Source organism: Streptomyces pseudoechinosporeus, from assembly GCF_054783935.1.
In genome coordinates this window covers 508,543-525,868 of record NZ_BAAGPS010000005.1, presented here as the reverse complement: position 1 = coordinate 525,868, position 17,326 = coordinate 508,543, and the positions used below count along the sequence as shown (strand labels likewise).

The 17,326-nt window shown below is 69.4% G+C and carries 14 protein-coding genes and 1 pseudogene; 4 read left to right on the top strand and 11 right to left on the bottom strand.

The annotated features are described in order from the left end of the window. Positions 1–84: 84 nt before the first annotated feature. The gene (locus tag ACYVO6_RS09180; protein ID WP_461059123.1) at positions 85–909 is read right to left on the bottom strand and encodes an SDR family oxidoreductase; all 825 of its coding nucleotides are present in this window, start codon (positions 907–909) and stop codon (positions 85–87) included. A 139-nt stretch (positions 910–1,048) separates the two neighbouring features. On the opposite strand from ACYVO6_RS09180, the gene ACYVO6_RS09175 reads away from it, so the two are divergent. Further along, positions 1,049–1,936, top strand: a complete 888-nt coding sequence (locus ACYVO6_RS09175; RefSeq protein ID WP_461059121.1) for a helix-turn-helix domain-containing protein — start codon at positions 1,049–1,051, stop codon at positions 1,934–1,936. A 75-nt stretch (positions 1,937–2,011) separates the two neighbouring features. Here the strand turns inward: ACYVO6_RS09175 and ACYVO6_RS09170 are convergent, their stop codons facing one another. The 7 genes from ACYVO6_RS09170 to ACYVO6_RS09140 all read right to left on the bottom strand — a co-directional run bounded on the left by ACYVO6_RS09170 (position 2,012) and on the right by ACYVO6_RS09140 (position 9,671). Then, positions 2,012–2,476, bottom strand: coding sequence for a molybdenum cofactor biosynthesis protein MoaE (locus tag ACYVO6_RS09170; RefSeq protein ID WP_461059119.1), 465 nt, complete (start codon positions 2,474–2,476; stop codon positions 2,012–2,014). A 25-nt stretch (positions 2,477–2,501) separates the two neighbouring features. Then, complete coding sequence (gene moaA / locus ACYVO6_RS09165) at positions 2,502–3,491, bottom strand: GTP 3',8-cyclase MoaA (RefSeq protein ID WP_461059117.1); 990 nt, start codon at positions 3,489–3,491, stop codon at positions 2,502–2,504. Positions 3,492–3,564: 73 nt separating this feature from the next. Then, positions 3,565–4,719 carry an XdhC family protein gene (locus ACYVO6_RS09160; protein ID WP_461059115.1) on the bottom strand — a complete coding sequence of 385 codons (1,155 nt, stop codon included), beginning with the start codon at positions 4,717–4,719 and terminating at the stop codon, positions 3,565–3,567. A 138-nt stretch (positions 4,720–4,857) separates the two neighbouring features. Continuing rightward, the gene (locus tag ACYVO6_RS09155) at positions 4,858–7,068 is read right to left on the bottom strand and encodes a xanthine dehydrogenase family protein molybdopterin-binding subunit (RefSeq protein ID WP_461059113.1); all 2,211 of its coding nucleotides are present in this window, start codon (positions 7,066–7,068) and stop codon (positions 4,858–4,860) included. After that, a complete protein-coding gene (locus tag ACYVO6_RS09150; protein WP_461059111.1) occupies positions 7,065–8,045 on the bottom strand; it encodes an FAD binding domain-containing protein in 981 nt (326 codons plus the stop codon). The genes ACYVO6_RS09155 and ACYVO6_RS09150 overlap by 4 nt, the downstream gene beginning before the upstream one ends. Before the next feature lie 12 nt (positions 8,046–8,057). Beyond that, entirely contained in the window at positions 8,058–8,699 is a 642-nt protein-coding gene (locus ACYVO6_RS09145; protein WP_461059109.1) for a (2Fe-2S)-binding protein, read from the bottom strand. 483 nt (positions 8,700–9,182) lie between these two features. Continuing rightward, positions 9,183–9,671 carry a MarR family winged helix-turn-helix transcriptional regulator gene (locus ACYVO6_RS09140; protein WP_461059107.1) on the bottom strand — a complete coding sequence of 163 codons (489 nt, stop codon included), beginning with the start codon at positions 9,669–9,671 and terminating at the stop codon, positions 9,183–9,185. Positions 9,672–9,826: 155 nt separating this feature from the next. On the opposite strand from ACYVO6_RS09140, the gene ACYVO6_RS09135 reads away from it, so the two are divergent. Further along, positions 9,827–11,188: a pyridoxal phosphate-dependent decarboxylase family protein gene (locus tag ACYVO6_RS09135; RefSeq protein ID WP_461059105.1), complete on the top strand. Its 1,362-nt coding sequence runs from the start codon at positions 9,827–9,829 to the stop codon at positions 11,186–11,188. Positions 11,189–11,765: 577 nt separating this feature from the next. Beyond that, positions 11,766–13,406: an alpha/beta hydrolase gene (locus ACYVO6_RS09130; RefSeq protein ID WP_461059103.1), complete on the top strand. Its 1,641-nt coding sequence runs from the start codon at positions 11,766–11,768 to the stop codon at positions 13,404–13,406. Between the two features lie 191 nt (positions 13,407–13,597). On the opposite strand, the gene ACYVO6_RS09125 is transcribed toward ACYVO6_RS09130, so the two are convergent. From ACYVO6_RS09125 to ACYVO6_RS09115, 3 genes and pseudogenes are all read right to left on the bottom strand, one after another. Further along, entirely contained in the window at positions 13,598–13,990 is a 393-nt protein-coding gene (locus ACYVO6_RS09125; RefSeq protein ID WP_461059101.1) for a type II toxin-antitoxin system VapC family toxin, read from the bottom strand. Beyond that, the gene (locus ACYVO6_RS09120; protein ID WP_461059099.1) at positions 13,990–14,223 is read right to left on the bottom strand and encodes a hypothetical protein; all 234 of its coding nucleotides are present in this window, start codon (positions 14,221–14,223) and stop codon (positions 13,990–13,992) included. Before ACYVO6_RS09120 ends, ACYVO6_RS09125 begins: the two co-directional genes overlap by 1 nt. Positions 14,224–14,573: 350 nt before the next feature. Continuing rightward, positions 14,574–15,194, bottom strand: a pseudogene (locus tag ACYVO6_RS09115) (PH domain-containing protein); the annotation flags it as partial. Positions 15,195–15,538: 344 nt separating this feature from the next. On the opposite strand from ACYVO6_RS09115, the gene ACYVO6_RS09110 reads away from it, so the two are divergent. Continuing rightward, complete coding sequence (locus ACYVO6_RS09110) at positions 15,539–16,945, top strand: APC family permease (protein WP_461059097.1); 1,407 nt, start codon at positions 15,539–15,541, stop codon at positions 16,943–16,945. Positions 16,946–17,326 lie beyond the last annotated feature (381 nt).

Genomic DNA, 17,326 nt, shown 5'->3' with positions numbered 1-17,326 from the left:
GCGCCGCCCTCAGCCGGCTGGTGTCGTCGGGGCTCGGCTTCTCGCCCCGGCGGTGCCGGTCGGGGTCACCACCGGGACGTGGGTTCAGGCCGCGTCGCCCTGGGCCTGCGTGGCGACGTCGGCCCATTCCTCCCAGGTCTTCAGTCGCTCGGCGTAGACCTGCGGGACGAGGTGGAGCGGGGCGGTGCCGAAGAAGACCCGCAGGGGCGGGTTGTCGGCGTCCACGATCTTCAGCAGGGCCGCGCCGGTTGCGGCCGGGTCGCCGGACTTGATGTCACCCCAGGCGGCGGCCACGGCCGCGCGCAGCTCGTCGTAGGCGGGCAGCTGAGCGGCGAAGGTGGCGGAGGAGCCGGCCCAGTCGGTTTCGAAGCCGCCGGGCTCGACGAGGGTGACCTTGACGCCGAAGCCGGCGACCTCCTGGGCGAGGGCCTCGGTCAGGCCCTCCAGGGCCCACTTGGAGGCGTTGTAGCCGCCCAGGTTGGGGAAGGAGACGACGCCGCCAACAGTGGAGATCTGCACGATGTGGCCGCTGCCCTGGGCCCGCAGGAGGGGCAGGGCGGCCTGGGTGACCCACAGGGCGCCGTAGAAGTTGGTCTCCATCTGCTCGCGGACCTGCTGCTCCGTCAGCTCCTCGACCGCGCCGAACAGGCCGTATCCGGCGTTGTTGACGACGACGTCCAGGCGGCCGAAGTGGTCGTGCGCCCGCTTGACGGCCTCGGTGGCGGCGGCCTTGTCGGTGACGTCCAGTTTCAGCGGCAGGATCGCCGCGCCGTGGGCGGCCACCAGGTCCGCGAGGGAGTCGGTGTTACGGGCGGTGGCCGCGACCTTGTCGCCGCGCTCCAGGGCCGCCTGGGCGAACTGGCGGCCGAAGCCGCGCGAGGAGCCGGTGATGAACCAGATCTTGCTCATGGGAAATACTCCCGTTCGAAGTGAAGTCTTATGGGGAGGCTCTACATCGAGCTGAGACTCAGTATCAAGCTGAGTCAAAAGGTTGATGATGTACGCTGCCCCGCACCTGCGAGGCACGTTTGACAACTGGAGGACAGAGATGTCTTCACATGTGGCGCCTGGTGACCAAGTGACGTCCGGACTCGATCGGCGTACCGAGCTGAGGGAGTTCCTGCGTTCCCGCAGGGCCCGGATCAGGCCCGAGGACGTGGGCCTGCCCTCGCACGGGCGGCGGCGGGTTCCCGGGTTGCGGCGCGAGGAGCTGGCGCAGCTGGCGGGGGTGTCGTACGCCTACTACGCGCGCCTGGAGCAGGGATACGGCGACAGCATGTCGGCCGAGGTGCTGGACGCTGTGGCCCGTGTCCTGCGGCTGAGCGAGGAGGAGCGTGAGCATTTGGGCCGGCTGGCCCAGCCCGAGCGGCAGAGCACGACGCAGGCCGTGCCCCCGCCGCAGCGACTGCGGCCCACCGTCCAGCACCTGCTCGACACGCTCGGCGTGCCCGCCTACGTCGTCAGCCGGCGCCTGGACATCCTGGGGTGGAACCGGCTCGCCGCCGCCGTCTTCGGGGACTGGGGCCGGCTGCCGCCCGAGGAGCGCAACACGGCCCGGCTGATCTTCCTCTCGCCCGAGGCGCGCGACCGGTTCGCCGACCCGGACCGCACGGCTCTGAAAGTCGCCGGCGTTCTGCGCATCAACGCCGGCAAGAGCCCCGAGGATTCGTACCTCTCTTCGCTGATCCAGGAGTTGTCGCAGAAGAGCGAGGAGTTCCAGCGGTTGTGGGCACGGCACGAGGTGAGCTGCGGGACCGTCGGCGACTCCGTGCGGATGCGGCACCCGCTGGTGGGAGAGTTCGACCTCGTCCACGAGCCCATGGCGCTGCCCGGGGGCGCCCCCATGCGGCTGGTCACCTACCACGCCGAGCCGGGCTCCCGGTCGGAGGAAGCCCTGCGGATGCTGGCCAGTTGGGAGATGGAGCCGCTGCGCTGAGACGTGGGGAAGTCCACGCCTTGTGCCCGGTGCAGTCGACAGGTGGGCGGGTGGCCGGCCGAGCTGATGTCGGCTCTACGCACCGACCCATTCATCGGTTCCGTCCGAGAACTTCTGGTGCTTCCAGATGGGCACCTCGTGCTTGAGGCCGTCGATCAGTTTCCTGCAGGCTACGAAGGCATCTCCCCGGTGCGGACACGCCACAGCGACCACGACCGCCGTGTCCCCCACCGCGAGTTCACCGACCCGGTGCACCGCGGCGAGGGCACGCACCGGATAGTTCGCCACGACCTTCTCCGCGATCCGCCGCATCTCGGCCTCCGCCGTCGGGTGGCACGAATACCCCAGTCCGTCCACGTCCGCGCCCGCGTCATGATTCCGCACCGTGCCGACGAACAGCGCGATCCCGCCCGCCGCCTCGTCGCCGACGGCCTGGAAGACCTCCTCCAGGGAGAGCGGTGTCCGCCGTATCGCGATCAGCCTGATCGGCTGCGGGTGCGCCTGCTCACCGGGGTGCTCGTGGGCTCGGTCGGCTGCCATACCTCCGTACCTCCCTGCCACTCGGTCAGCCCCCGATGGCCGACATCGGCCTCTCCGGCCGTACGAACGAGGGATCGTCCAGGCCCGCACCCGCCTTCTTGCCCCACGTCGCGAGCCGCCAGATGCGGGCGATCTCCTCGTCGGGGGCGCCCGAGCGGAGCGCGGCACGCAGATCGGTCTCCTCGCGGGCGAACAGGCAGGTGCGTATCTGGCCGTCGGCCGTGAGGCGGGTGCGGTCGCAGGCCGCGCAGAAGGGGCGGGTGACCGAGGCGATCACGCCGACGCGGTGTGGGCCGCCGTTCACGAGCCACCGCTCGGCCGGGGCGGAGCCGCGCTCCTCGTTGCCCTCGGGGGTGAGGTCGAAGCGGGTGCGCAGGGAGGTCAGTATGTCGCCGGCGGTGATCATGCTGTCGCGCTTCCAGCCGTGCTGGGCGTCCAGGGGCATCTGCTCGATGAAGCGCAGCTCGTAGTGGTGCCGCACGGCCCAGGCGAGGAGATCGGGAGCCTCGTCCTCGTTGAGCCCGGGCATCAGGACGGAGTTGACCTTGACGGGGTTCAGTCCGGCGGCGCGGGCGGCCGCGATGCCGTCGAGGACGTCCTGATGGCGGTCCCGGCGAGTCAGGGTCCTGAAGACTTCCGGGCGGAGGGTGTCCAGGGAGACGTTGACCCGGTCCAGGCCCGCGGCCTTCAGGGCCTCGGCGGTGCGCTTGAGGCCGATGCCGTTGGTGGTGAGGGACATCTGCGGGCGAGGGTCCAGGGCGGCGACCCGCTCGACGATGCCGACCAGGCCGGGGCGCAGCAGCGGCTCGCCGCCGGTGAAACGGACCTCTGTGACGCCGAGGACACGGACCGCGATGTCGATGAGACGGACGATCTCGTCGTCGGTGAGCAGGTCGGGCTTGGCCAGCCACTGCAGGCCCTCCTCGGGCATGCAGTACGTGCAGCGCAGATTGCAGCGGTCGGTCAGTGAGACCCTGAGGTCGGTGGCCACCCGGCCGTGGGTGTCGATGAGCACGTGGGGCCTCTCCTCAACGCGTATCGGATTGTTGTGGCTCGTCAGCGAGCGCGCGACGACTCGGTGCTCGCCGTCATGCGGCCAGGAGCGCGGCTGGTGACGACATCTGGGCCACCGGGACGGAACCGTGGATGGGACCGGGGACGCGGGACAAGGGCAGGCCGGTGCCGTTGTTGGTGTGGGCGATGATCTCGGCGGTGATGGAGATCGCTGTCTCTTCGGGGGTATGGGCGCCGAGGTCGAGTCCGATCGGGGAGTGCAGGCGGGCCAGTTGTGCCTCGGTTACGTCGGCTTCGCGCAGGAGTTCCAGGCGGTGTTCGTGGGTGCGGCGGGAGCCCATCGCGCCGATGTAGCCGACCGGGAGGTCGAGGGCCAGGCGCAGCAGCGGGACGTCGAACTTGGCGTCGTGGGTGAGGACGCAGATCGCGGTACGGGCGTCGACTTCCGTGGCCTCCAGGTAGCGGTGGGGCCAGTCGACGACGACCTCGTCGGCGTGCGGGAAGCGGGCGTGGGTGGCGAACACGGGGCGGGCGTCGCAGACGGTGACGTGGTAGCCGAGGAAGCGTCCGGCCTGGCTGAGGGCGGCGGCGAAGTCGACGGCGCCGAAGATCAGCATGCGGGGCGGCGGTGCGTGGGTGTGGACCAGGAGCGTCAGCTTCTCCGGGCAGGTGTCGGCGTCCCCGCCGATCTCGACGCGGCCGGTCCGGCCTGCCCGCAGCAGCGCGCGGACCTGGGTGGCCACCGTACGGTCCTCCTGCTGGCTGCCGAGTGTCCCGTCGTACGCGCTGCCGCCCCCGAAGACGGACAGGGTGCGGCCGAGACGGTGCTGCGGCCCGTCCACCACCTGTGCCACGGCGACGGGCAGACCGGCCAGCACCTGTTCCAGGGCGGTGGTGAGGTGGGGCTGGTCGGTGGGGACGACGCGCTGGACCAGAACCTCCAGCTCACCGCCGCAGGTCAGTCCCACGGCGAAGGCGTCGTCGTCGGAGTAGCCGAACCAGGCCTGTTGCGGGGGTTCGCCCGGCTCCAGCACCTGCCTGCACAGCTCGTAGACGGCGCCTTCCACGCATCCGCCGGAGATGCTGCCCACGACGTTGCCATCGGTGTCCACGGCCAGTGCGGTGCCGACCGGCAGGGGTGCGCTGCCGCTGACCTGGATGACGGTGGCGAGCGCGAAGGGGCGGGCTTCGCGGCACCAGCGGTACAGCGTGTCCGCGATGTTCAGCATGAGTGGATCTCCTCGGACGGTTGGGAAGCCCGCCGCCGTGCCGGCATGAGGGGGGATAGAGGCACGGCGGCGGGCCGATCAGTGGGACGGCTCTCAGGACCCCTGCCGGTGGCGGGAGGGGCCCCTGCCGCCCGGGGTTCAGAGCAGGGCTTCGGCGGTGATGGGCAGTTCGCGGACGCGGCGTCCGGTGGCGTGGAAGACCGCGTTGGCGATGGCGGGCGCCACGCCGACGATTACGAGCTCGCCCAGGCTCTTGACGCCGATGGGGTCGGCCCTGTAGTCCTCCCCGTCGAGGTAGATGGCCTTGAGGTCGGGGATGTCGGCATGGACGGGGACGAGGTAGTCGGCGAAGTTGGCGTTGGTGATCCGGCCGTCGCGGTGGTCGGTGACCGTGTGCTCAAGCAGGGCCTGGCCGATGCCGCCGATCATTCCGCCCATGGCCTGGCTGTCCGCGAGCTTGGGGCTGATGATCCGGCCCGCGTCGTAGACGCTGAGCATCCGCCGCATCCGGACAAGACCCAGGCGGGCGTCGACAGCGACCTCGGCGAACACCGCGCCGTAGCCGTACATCGAGAACCGCCTGTCCTCCTCCGGCACCGGGGAGTAGGACCCGCGCGCCTCCAGGTGGGTGCGGTTGTTGCGGGCGAGGAGCTGCCGGTAGGTCTCCCCCCGCGCGGGGTTGCCCTTCACATGCATCCGGCCGCCGCGGACCACGATGTCGTCGGCGTCGACACCGTGCAGCGGTGAGCGCTCGTCCTCGACGGCGAGCTTGATGGCCTGCTGCCGTAGCTTGTCGCAGGTGTTCTGGACGGCGGATCCCACGCTGGCCATGGTCTGCGAGGCGCCCTGCGGCGGGGCCGACGGCATCCTGGAGTCGCCGAGCCGGAAGGTGACGTGGCGCATCGCCAGGCCGAGGGCGTCGGCGGCGACCTGGCTCATGGAGGTGTACGTGCCCGTGCCCACGTCATGGGTCGCGGACTGGACCACCACGGTGCCGTCGGCATCGAGCCTGGCGTGGGCATTGGCCTCGCTCTGGAAGACGTCGTAGCAGCCGGTGGCCACGCCGGTGCCGATGAGCCAGTCGCCGTCGCGGGTGGAGCGGGGCTTGGGATTGCGCCGGTGCCAGCCGAACTCGCGGGCGCCGACGCGGAAGCACTCGCGCAGCCGCCGGGTGGAGAAGGGCAGTCCGCTCGACAGGTCTTCGTCGGGTTCGTTGCGGAGCCGCAGCTCGATCGGGTCCATGCGCAGTTTGTAGGCGAGTTCGTCCATCGCCGACTCGATGACGAAGCTGGCAGTGGAGTAGCCGGGGCCGCGCATCCAAATCGGGGTGACGACATCCAGCGGCACGATCTGGGGCGTCTGGCTGACGTTCGGCACGGCGTAGAGCATCTGCCCCAGCGCCAGGTTGGCCTCCCAGAACTGCTCGTAGCTGGAGGTCTCGTACTTGTAGTCGTGGGTCATCGCGGTCAGCCGCCCGCGCCGGCTGCTGCCCAGCCGCAGCTTGTACTCGTACGCGGGCCGGAACCCCACGCTGAAGTACATCTGCCTGCGGGTCAGGACGAGTTTGACCGGGCGTTTCACCTCACGTGCGGCGAGCGCGGCGATGGTGGTGTTCGGCCACCGCCGCAGTCCGTTGCCGAAGGCGCCGCCGATGAACGGCGTTAGGACACGCACGTCCTCCGGTGGAATGCCGAACACGGACGCGAGCTCGTTCTGTACACCGATCACGTGCTGGGTCTTGTCCCACAGGGTGAGCTTGTTGCCCTCCCAGCGGGCGATGGTGGCGTGCGGCTCCATCGGATTGTGGTGGTTGCGGGAGAGACGGTAGGTCATCTCCATCCGGACGTCCGCGGAGCCCAGCGCTTCCTCGGCGTCACCCCGCGAGTAGGGCTGCGCGAAGGGCGGAGGTCCGTCTTCGGCCGGGGCGTCGGTCAGGTCGGTCGAGGCCTTCTCGGCGTCGTAGGTGACTTTCACCAGGCTCGCGGCGTGCTCTGCGGCCTCCAGCGTGGTGGCCACCACGACCGCGACCGGCTGGCCGAAGAACCGGACACGGTCGTCCTGGAAGATGTGCAGCCGCTCGCCCGGGAAGGGGATCATGGGGAACTCGCGGTAGGCCAGCTCGGGCGCGTTGCGGTGGCTGATGACCTTCAGCACGCCGCGCTGGGCTTCGGCCTCGCGGGTGTCCATACCGGTGATACGGCCGCGGCTGATACTGCTGTCGACGACGACGGCGTGCACCACCCCGTCGATGTCGTGCTCGGCGGCGTAGGTGGCCTGGCCGGTCACCTTCAGGCGCCCGTCGACCCGGGACAGGGGTGCGCCGACGGCTGCCTGCGGCTGGGGGCTCATTTGCTGTCTCCTACGGTGCGCAGCTGGCGTTCGACGGTGCGTTTGAGCAGCTCGACCTTGAACCGGTTGTGCCGGAGCGGCCGGGCCCCGTTGGCGGCGCGGCCGGCTGCCTCGGCCCACAGCCGGTCAGAGGGACGCTCACCGACGAGGGCTTCCTCAACGGCAGGGAGTTTCCACGGAACGGTGCCCACGCCTCCGGCGGCGACGTACGCGTCCCGGATCACTCCGCCCCGTACATGCAGTGCGACGGCCGCGGAGGTCAGCGCGAACTCGTAGGACTGCCGGTCGCGCACCTTCAGGTAGCCGGACTTCAGCGGGCGCGGCAGCGCAGGAATCTCGACAGCGGTGATCACCTCGCCGCGGCGCAGGGCCTGTTCACGGTTGGGGGTGTTGCCGGGCCTGAGGTGGAAGTCGGCGAAGGGCACGGTGCGCTCGCCGTCCGGGCCCAGCAGATGCACCTGCGCCTCCAGCGCCGCGAACGCCACCGCCGCATCGGACGGGTGGGTGGCCACGCAAGCGTCGGAGGTGCCCAGGATCGCATGGGTACGGTTGACGCCCTCCAGCGCGGCACAACCCGAGCCGGGCTCGCGCTTGTTGCAGTCGGCGCTCACGTCACGGAAGTACGTACACCGGGTGCGCTGCATGATGTTGCCGCCGATGGTGGCCATGTTGCGCAGCTGCGCGGATGCGCTCAGCTCCAGCGCTTGCGAGATCACCGGATACAGGGAGCGCACCTTGGGGTGGGCGGCCGTCTCGGCCATGCTCACCAGCGCGCCGATGCGCAGGCCACCGCGCCGGGTCACGGTGACCTCGCGCAGCGGCAGACCGGAGATGTCGACGAGTGTCTCGGGGCGTTCGACGGTCTCGCGCATCAGGTCGACCAGAGTGGTGCCCCCGGCGATGTAACGCCCGCCGTCACGGCCGGCGTTAACAGCCTCACGGGTGTCGGAGACTTTGGTGAAGGAGAAGGGATACATGGCGGCCGATCCTCATTTCCCGTGTGCGGTCTGCTCGACGGCGCGCACGATCTTCACGTAGCAGCCGCAGCGGCAGATGTTGCCGCTCATGAACTCCCGGATCTCCTCCGGGGAACCGGTGTGGCCTTCCTTGATGCAGCCGACGCCGGACATGATCTGGCCGGAGGTGCAGTAGCCGCACTGGAAGGCGTCCTCGTCGATGAACGCCTGCTGCAGCGGGTGCAGCCGGTCGCCCTTCGCCAGGCCCTCGATCGTGGTGACCTCGGCGCCTTCCAGCCGTACCGCCAGGGTCAGGCAGGAATTGACCCGCTGGCCGTCGACCAGGACGGTGCAGGCGCCGCAGGCCCCCGCGTTGCAGCCCTTCTTCGAGCCGGGCAGGTCGAGATGCTCGCGCAGCAGGTCAAGGAGCGAGGTCCGGTTGTCGACCGTGACGGTGTGCCGCTTGCCGTTGACGGTCAGGGAGACGCGGCTGCTGGGCGACGCGTAGGCGTCGTCCGCGGTCTCGGCGCCGAACACGGACGGCCCCGCTATCAGGCCGCCCGCCACGACCGCACCGCCGACGACGGTGGTGGTCGCGATGAACGTGCGCCGGGACGGGTCGGACGGAGATCCCTCGGGGGGAGAGACTGTTGACTCGGGGAGTTCGGTGGACATGCCCACTCTCTTGGTCGACGGACGACGGACGACGGGTGGAGGTACCGACCACCGTCATGTGCACGAATGCTGCGTGTGAGCAGTCCCGCCGGGCGGCGTCGTGGTCTGCCCTGTCCCCGCAGCGCCGGCCGGGCCGGTTTCTCGGGACACGGTTCACGCCGCGGCGGACGAGGCGAGCCCTCAGCCCAGGACGAGTGCGGTGGCCGCAACTGAACACGATCGGCAGCCGCCTCACCAGGGCCTCCGGTGCGGCACGACATCCACTGTGCGGCATACGGCGCGATCCAACGAGCACAGGCTTTTGGGACGACTCGGGTACGTACCACTGCCGTTGGTACGTCTGGCAGTAGCACCCAGAGCGGTCCGACCGTCGGCGGTGGTCGTCATGCCCACATACGTGCGGAGGGTGCCCGGTATCGGACACCCTCCGCTGTTGAAGTCGGCTCTCGCTCCCGCCGGGACGCTTCCCTGCCGCGCGCGATGTCAGTCGGCGGCGTCGCGCAGCGCCTCGTTGATGTCGCTCAGTGCGCCGGTCAGCCGTGTGTAGTCGTCACGGGCCACGGGCGTGACGAAGTACCGCTCGACGACATGAGAGTGAACGGTCGCGGCCTGAAGGAACACGGTACGGCCGTGATCAGTCGGTTCGACCAGGATGCTTCTGCGGTCGTCCGGTGACGGTACGCGGCGGACCAGACCGGCTTCTTCCATGCGGTCGATCAGCCGGGTGATGCCACTGCTGGTGAGGGTGAGGTCCTCGGCGAGCCGACGCTGCGAGACCTCCTCGCCCGGCTTGCGGCACAGCCTGATGAGGACCTCCAGCATTGTGTGGCTGATCCCGCACTCGCGTCGCAGGGCGGTGTCGATCCGCTGCTCCAGGCGGGTCGCGGCTTTGATCAGCAGCCCGAAGTCGTGAACGAGCCGGCTGTTGGCGGCACGGGCGGCCTGGCCGCCCCGCCGGTTCGCGGCATTCACCTGCCCAGGTCCTCCCATCCTTGACGGTCCTGGCCCGCGATTTTACTGCCACATCACCTACTGACGTCTCAATTGCTGATCAGTCAATTGCTGACTGCTCAACGAAGTTCTATGGTGAACGCCACCCGTCGGCCACATCGGAGAGAGGGACATCCATGGACCTGCAGCACTGGCTCGGCCGAGCCACCCACGCGATACAGGACTGGGCCGACACCTTCGGCCCCTACCAGCCGCACCCGTCACTCCAGGTCGACGACGACCGCTTCGCCGCAGCCTTCGAGGAGTTCACCGGGAGACTTAAGGACAACTACCCCTTCTTCCACCCGAACTACGCGGGCCAGATGCTCAAGCCCCCGCACCCCGCCGCGGTGGTCGGCTACCTCACCGCCATGCTGATCAACCCCAACAACCACGCTCTGGACGGCGGCCCCGCCACGGCCCGGATGGAACGCGAGGCCGTCGCTCAGCTGGCCGCCATGTTCGGCTACGACATCCACCTCGGCCACCTCACCACCAGCGGCACGATCGCCAACCTCGAAGCCCTCTTCGTCGCCCGCGAACTCCACCCCGGTCGAGGTGTCGCGTACAGCGCGGACGCCCACTACACCCACGGCCGCATGTGCCGGGTGCTGGGGATGGAGGGACACGCGGTCCCCACGGACAACCGGGGACGCATGGACCTCGCCGCGCTGGAGGACCTGCTGCGCGGCGGCCGAGTGGGCACGGTCGTGCTGACCGCCGGAACCACCGGGCTGGGGGCCGTCGACCCGATCCACGAGGCCCTGTTCCTCAAAGAGCGTTACGGCGTCCGTATCCACATCGACGCCGCCTACGGTGGCTTCTTCACCCTGCTGGCCGGCGCCGAAGGACCCGAGGGACTCGCGCCTGAGCCCTGGCAGGCGATCGCCGGGTGCGACTCGGTCGTCGTCGACCCGCACAAGCACGGGCTCCAGCCCTACGGCTGCGGTGCCGTGCTCTTCCGCGACCCCGAGGTGGGGCGCTTCTACCTCCACGACTCGCCGTACACCTACTTCACTTCCAGCGAGCTCCACCTCGGCGAGATCAGCCTGGAATGCTCACGCGCCGGCGCTTCGGCCGCCGCCCTGTGGCTCACCTTCCAGCTTCTCCCGCCCACCGCCGACGGCCTGGGCCGGGCGCTGGCGGCGGGCCGCCGGGCCGCATCGAAGTGGGCACAACTGATCACCGCATCCGACCACCTGGAGCTCTACCAACAGCCGGAACTGGACATCGTCAGTTACTTCCCCGTTGTCGACCCCGCCACCCTGAGCGGCATCGACACGGCCTCCGCCCGCATCCTGGCGGACGGCATGACGAGCCCCGACCCGGTGTTCCTGAGCACCCTGAGAGCCGACCGCGAGGCGTTCACCGCACGCCACCCCAAAATCACCGCGGACGCCGACAGCGCACGCATCCTCCGCAGCGTGTTGATGAAACCGGAATCCGAGCACCACGTGGAGCACATCCACCACCAAGTCGAACGGCTCACCCGATCCTGATGGTGATGGCCACCCGCGAATCAGGCGAGGACTGTGTTCACCGACTTGTGTGCCTTGGGCGGGTGACGAGAATCGAACTCGCGCTCCCCGCTTGGGAAGTGACGGAGCTTTCCAGGGAATTTGGCTTCTGGCCTGGGCATGCGCGATTCAAGTGGCAGCCTCGTTCCCGCGGAACGAGCCGCTGTTGACCGTGGTTGTCCGTTCCTACGGGCACGCCGTCGGCGCGGCTTTCGTGAGTGCGCAGAACTTCCGGCGAAGCGTTGGAGACCCTTTCCCTCTGCCGGCTCACTTGCCCGCTTCTGGGCTGTACCGCTGGCGCCTGGAAGCCAACCTCTGCGACTCGGCCGTAGCGGCCACCACGAGGTCGACGACCCCGACGCTTCGGTGCTGTCCGCGCCGCCGCGCCGCCGCGCTGTGTCGCCCGGCCGCCCGGACCCCTGGACGCCACATCCCGGGTCCGTCGCCGAAGCGTTGAGCCCGGCCAGTATCTGATTGATCGTCATTCTGCTTGATTCACAAGGGTGTTGGACCCAGGCTTTGATCCGTCTGTGAACTCCTGATTCATGGAGGAACATCCGTGCCATCCAACCCCCCACTGGTCCCGCGCGCGAAAGCGCGCGGGAGACTTGCTGTCGGAGCCCTGGTCACCGCGCTGTTCGGCCAGTTACTCGCCGGGACCGCCGTCGCCGCCCCCGAGGCCAAGACAGCCAAGACCCCGTCGTCCGGGCGAATAGCCTGGGAACCCTGTGAATCACCCTCCGGCCAGGGCACCTTCGAGTGCGCCACCATCAAGGTGCCCGTGAACTGGAAGCGGCCGAACGGCGCCACCATCGACCTGGCCGTCAATCGCCACCTGGCCACCGACCCCGCCCACCGCATCGGCTCCCTGCTGGTCAACCCCGGCGGCCCAGGCGGCTCCGGTGTGGACTTCGCGTTCAGCGCCCCCGACAGCTTCTCCCCCGAACTGCTGGAGCGGTTCGACATCGTGGGCTTCGACCCGCGCGGTGTCGGCCGCAGCAACCCGGTGAAGTGCGACGCGGACCAAGTGAACGCCCAGGACGCGCTGCTCTACCCGGACAGCGACTCCTCCTTCGCCGCCCTCCGCACGGCCAACCGCGCGCTCGGCGAGAGCTGCCGCGACCTCACCGGACCGCTCGTCGACCACATGGACACCGCGAGCGTCGTCCGCGACATGGACGCGATCCGCGCCGACCTCGGCGAGAAGCGGATCAGCTACTACGGCGTCTCCTACGGCACCGCGATCGGCCAGCAGTACGCCGAGCGCTACCCGCACCGTGTCCGAGCGATGACGCTCGACTCCAACATGGACCACAGCCTGGGCAATTGGGACTTCCAGAAGACCGAGTCCACCGCGGTGGAGGAGTCGTACGGCCAGTTCGCCGACTGGTGCGCCCGTACTCCGTCCTGCGCACTCCACGACCAGGACGTCCGCGCCCTGTTCGGCTCGCTCTACAAGCGCGCCGACGCCGGTGAGCTGGTCCTGCCGGGCGACCCGCCCCAGACGGTCACCCCCCAGGACCTCCAGAGCCTCGCCCTGGGCAACATGTACGACCCGGCCGACTGGTTCGAGTTCGCTCAGACCCTCGCCGACCTGGACGCCACCGCGCCCGCGGCGGCACGGTCCCTCCGGAAGTACGGCGAGCCGACGGAATACCCGTTCTACTCCGTGATGTGCCAGGACTACGACTTCAGCGTTCCCTCGTATGCCACCCTCGCCCGCTTCGAACGCGAACTCGCCCACCGGGCCCCCATCACCCGCCTCAGTCCCCTCGCCTGGACGGTCCAGACCGGCTGCCAGAACTGGCCGACCGAGGTGACCAACCCGCAGCGCAGGCTCCACGTCGACGGCACCCCGCCGATCCTGATGACCAACAGCCGTTTCGACCCGGCCACCCCGCACTCCTGGGGCTCCAACGCGGCCCGGCAGATCGGCCGCGAGGCCGTGTTCCTCACGTACGACGGTGTCGGCCACGGCGACTACTGGCTGAGCCCGTGCGCGCGTGACGCCATCGACACGTACCTCCTCACTCTCAAGACCCCCCGCAAGGGCACCCACTGCCCCCGCGGTCTGGCCGACCGGGCCCTCCGCCCAGCGGCAGTCGCCGACCGGCGGTCTCGTCAACCCGCTGCCCGACCTGCTGGGCACAGGGACGTACCGGTGAACCGCGTGACGCGGCCTGATCCGATCCGGTCCTGAGTGACGGGGCGCGGCCCGGCCGGTTTCGGCCGGGCCGCGCCCCGTGGCACGTCTGCGAGTCGATTCAGTCGTCGAGGGGCGTAGCCGGTGCAGCCGTGGTGGTCGCCGTCGCAGAACGCGGTGGTGTCACGCGATCCGCCAGCGCACGTCCGGCAGAAGCGAGCCGGGAGATCCCGGGGCGGAGAGATATCTCAGGCGGGCACGTCGACGGTCAGTCCGGCTGCCTGGGCGGCATCGGCCAGTCGTTTGTCGTACGTGACGAATGAGGTGAGCTGGGAGCGGATGCGGAGAGCCGTTGCCAGGTGAATGGCGTCCAGGCTCCGTACGGTCGCCGGTTTCACGGTCTGGGCCAGAATACGAATGCTGGCGTCCAGCTCCACCAACTCGATCAGGTCGAGGACTGGGTGGAGTCGGGCGACGGCTTCTGGGGCGTAGCGTGCCAGGGCCCGTGATGACTCGATCTCCACCAGAACCGAACTCGTCCATCCGGTCTCCGCCCGTTCGTCGAGCCAGTCGCGCAACGCCTGTGTCTCCGCCTCGGCGTGGACGAGTTTTACGATGGCGGCCGAGTTGAGATAGATCATCAGTGCTCGTCCTCGCGGCTGCGGGCGATCTCCGCGGCGATGTCGATGCCGTCCGGTTCGCCGAGCGGCATCCGCAGAACAGCTCGACGCATCGCGGCGGCCCGCTCCTTGCGCAGTGCGGCTTCGAGTACGGCTTGGCGGATGGCTGCCGAGCGTGAGCTGCCGTCACGGGTCAGAACATCCAGGGCGTGCTCGGTCTCCGGGTCGCTGCGGATGGTAATGGTGTCAGCCATGCAGCCGTCGTAAGACATTACGTCTTACGACGGCAAGTCCCGGCTTGCCGTCCCCTCCGGAGCCACGAAAACGCCATTCGGTTCCCGGACCTGGCCGCCCGGGTCGACCAGGCCGTGGTGCCGCTGGAGACTCCGGCACCGAACGCCGCGGAGCACCCTTTTGCCGCGAACCTTCCGGGCCCATCTGTCGCTGGTGTCGCACGACATGTACGTACGCCCCGACCTGTCCGAAGAGGCCGAGGAGTACGTGAGGGGTCTGCCGGTGCCGTTCCCGGAGAGCTTCCCCGGCGACGCGGTCACCCTCTACCGCACCCGCAGCGACGACTGGACCGGCCGCTGGTGGCAGACCCTCACCTGGGAGCACGTCCACCGGAGGCTGTCGGAGGCAGCCATGGCTCGGGGGTCGTGGTGTTCGCGGGGGTTCTCGCAGGGCCCAGCGCCCGGATGATGCGGGTCAGATCGACCGGGGCGGCCGCGAGGCGGACCGGCTTGCCCGTGTCGTCGAGTTCGGCGATGTGCCAGCTTCTGAGGACGGTGTCGCCGTCGCCGCCGCGGAGCCGCCGCACGTCCTTGACGGTGAGCCGCTCCACCGGGATCGGTTTCGCCGCGAACCGGCCCGGTCCGGGACGGGGTGTGACGGCGGGCGGGCCGCTTCCGAGGACGATGTGGGTGCCGAAGCCGTGCGGGTTGTAGTCGGTGGGCTCCAGGAAGCGGGCGGCCAGGAACACCTCTTCCTCGTCGGGGAACTCCTGGGTCGCCGCGGCCTCTTGGGACGTACGGATGCGGGTCGCGCGCCAGGCCCAGATGAAGAGGCCCAGCGTGGCCAGGGAGCCCGCGGCCGCCCACGTGAGGGCCACGGGAGAGGTGGGCAGTGTCGTGGGGTTGAGGTAGCAGAGCGGCAACAGCCACAGGGCCGTGACGACGAGCGTGCCCGTGAACGGAAGCGCCGACGGCAGCACCTCGTCGTCGGGCGGCAGGTCGCTTCCCGGCCATTGGTCATGCGCGGAAGCGTGCCATCAGCAGGGCTGCACCCGCTTATGCGGTGTGCGGCAGCTTTCCGGCCCGCAACACTGCCGGATCGGGTACGTCGTGAAGCCCGGTTCGCCGAGTGCCGCGCGTGTTACGGAAATGGGTCCCTGGAGTTGTCGGTGCGTGGCTCACCTGGTGGCGCCAAGCGGCTTACCAGGGATTTCATCGATCTGGATAGGTATACGGTGAAAGTTATACGTCCTGACCCTGGTGCTCATGTCCTGACGTCCGGTCCACTGTGCTGTCTCTCCTGACGCGCGAAACCACAGACAGGCAGGATCGGCGAATGACGGACAACAACGGCGGATTCCTCAGAGTGCTCGGCAGAGGAGACGTTCTGGCACTGGCCTTCGGGGCCATGATCGGTTTCGGGTGGATAGTTCTCACCTCCGGTTTCATCAGTGACGCGGGACCGGTGGGCGCGGCGATCGCCATCACCGCCGGCGGCGTGGTCGTCACGCTTGTCGGGCTCACGTACGCGGAGCTGGTCTCCGCCATGCCGCACGCGGGCGGCGAGCACCACTACGCGCTGCGGGCGCTCGGTGGCCGGGGCGCCTTCCTGGCCTCCTGGGCCATGGTCCTCGGCTATGTGTCGGTCGCCGCGTTCGAGGCCGTCGCGCTGCCCCACAGCATGGTCAACCTCTTCCCCGACATGCTCGTGGGCCACATGTGGACGATCGCCGACTACGACGTCTACGCGAGCTGGGTCGCCGTCGGCGTGATCGCCGCGATCGCGATCACGGCCGTGAACTACATCGGCATACGTCCCGCGGCGGTGTTCCAGAGCATCGCGGTGCTGTTCCTGCTCTGCGCGGGCGCCGCGCTGCTCGTCGGAGCCCTCAAGGGCGGTTCCGCCGACAACATGGAGCCGATGGTCAGCGGGGGCATGGACGGGATCTTCACGGTGCTGGTCGCCGTGCCGTTCCTCTTCGTGGGCTTCGACGTGATTCCGCAGTCGGCCGGTGAGATCAAGCTCCCGTACCGCCAGGTGGGCAGGCTCCTGGTGATCTCCGTGCTCTGTGCGACCGCGTGGTACGTCATGATCATGCTCACTGTGGGCTCCGGTCTCAGCGCCTCCGCCCTCGCCGAGTCCAACCTCGGCGCCGCCGACGCCATGACCGCCCTGTGGAACAGCCAGGCCATGGGCAACGTCCTGGTCATCGGCGGTATCGCGGGCATCCTGACGAGCTGGAACGCCTTCCTCATCGGCGGCAGCCGACTCCTGTACGCCATGGCCGAGTCCCGCATGATCCCCGCCTGGTTCGGCAAGATGCACCCGAAGTACCGCACCCCGGCCAACGCCGTTCTCTTCATCGGCGCCCTCTCGGTGCTGGCCCCGTTCTTCGGGCGGCCGATGCTGGTCTGGTTGGTCAACGCGGGCGGCATCAACATCGTCGTCGCCTACGTCGTCGTTGTGCTGTCCTTCCTGGTGCTGCGCCGCCGGGAGCCGGCCATGGAGCGCCCGTTCCGCACCCCGGCCGGACCGGCCGTCGGTGTCGCCGCGCTGGTGCTCAGCCTGGGGCTCGGCGTGCTCTACCTGCCCGGCATGCCCGCGGCCCTCATCTGGCCCTCGGAGTGGGTGATCGTCGGCGCGTGGTGGCTGGCCGGCGCGTTCTTCATGTGGCGGCTGCCCAAGGTGGCGGCGGGCGAGGACGCCGAACAGCGCCTCATCGCCGCCGTCGCCGCCCGCTGACCGGGATCCTTTCGCGCCCTCCCGTGCGAGTGCCGCTTACGCGGCTGGAGCAAGGCAGCCCGACCCGAACACGACTGGACAACGATCAAGGCCCAGGTCTCTGATCTGGGCCTCGGTCCTGGAGCGGGTGACGAGAATCGAACTCGCGCTCGCAGCTTGGGAAGCGGCGGCGCTCACCCGGGCACATGGCCTCGGAACGGGGCATACATGACCGCCGGGGCGCGGATCCACGAGCGGGGTCGGTGAACCGGCGCGCGTATCGGTACGCGTATACGGAACTGAGACCGTCGTACGCCCCTCCCTCCCGCAACCCCAGAGCCGCCCCGTGTGTCCAGGACGGGGCAGCGGCCGGACGCCAAGCGGTCGCGCTCTCTGTCACGC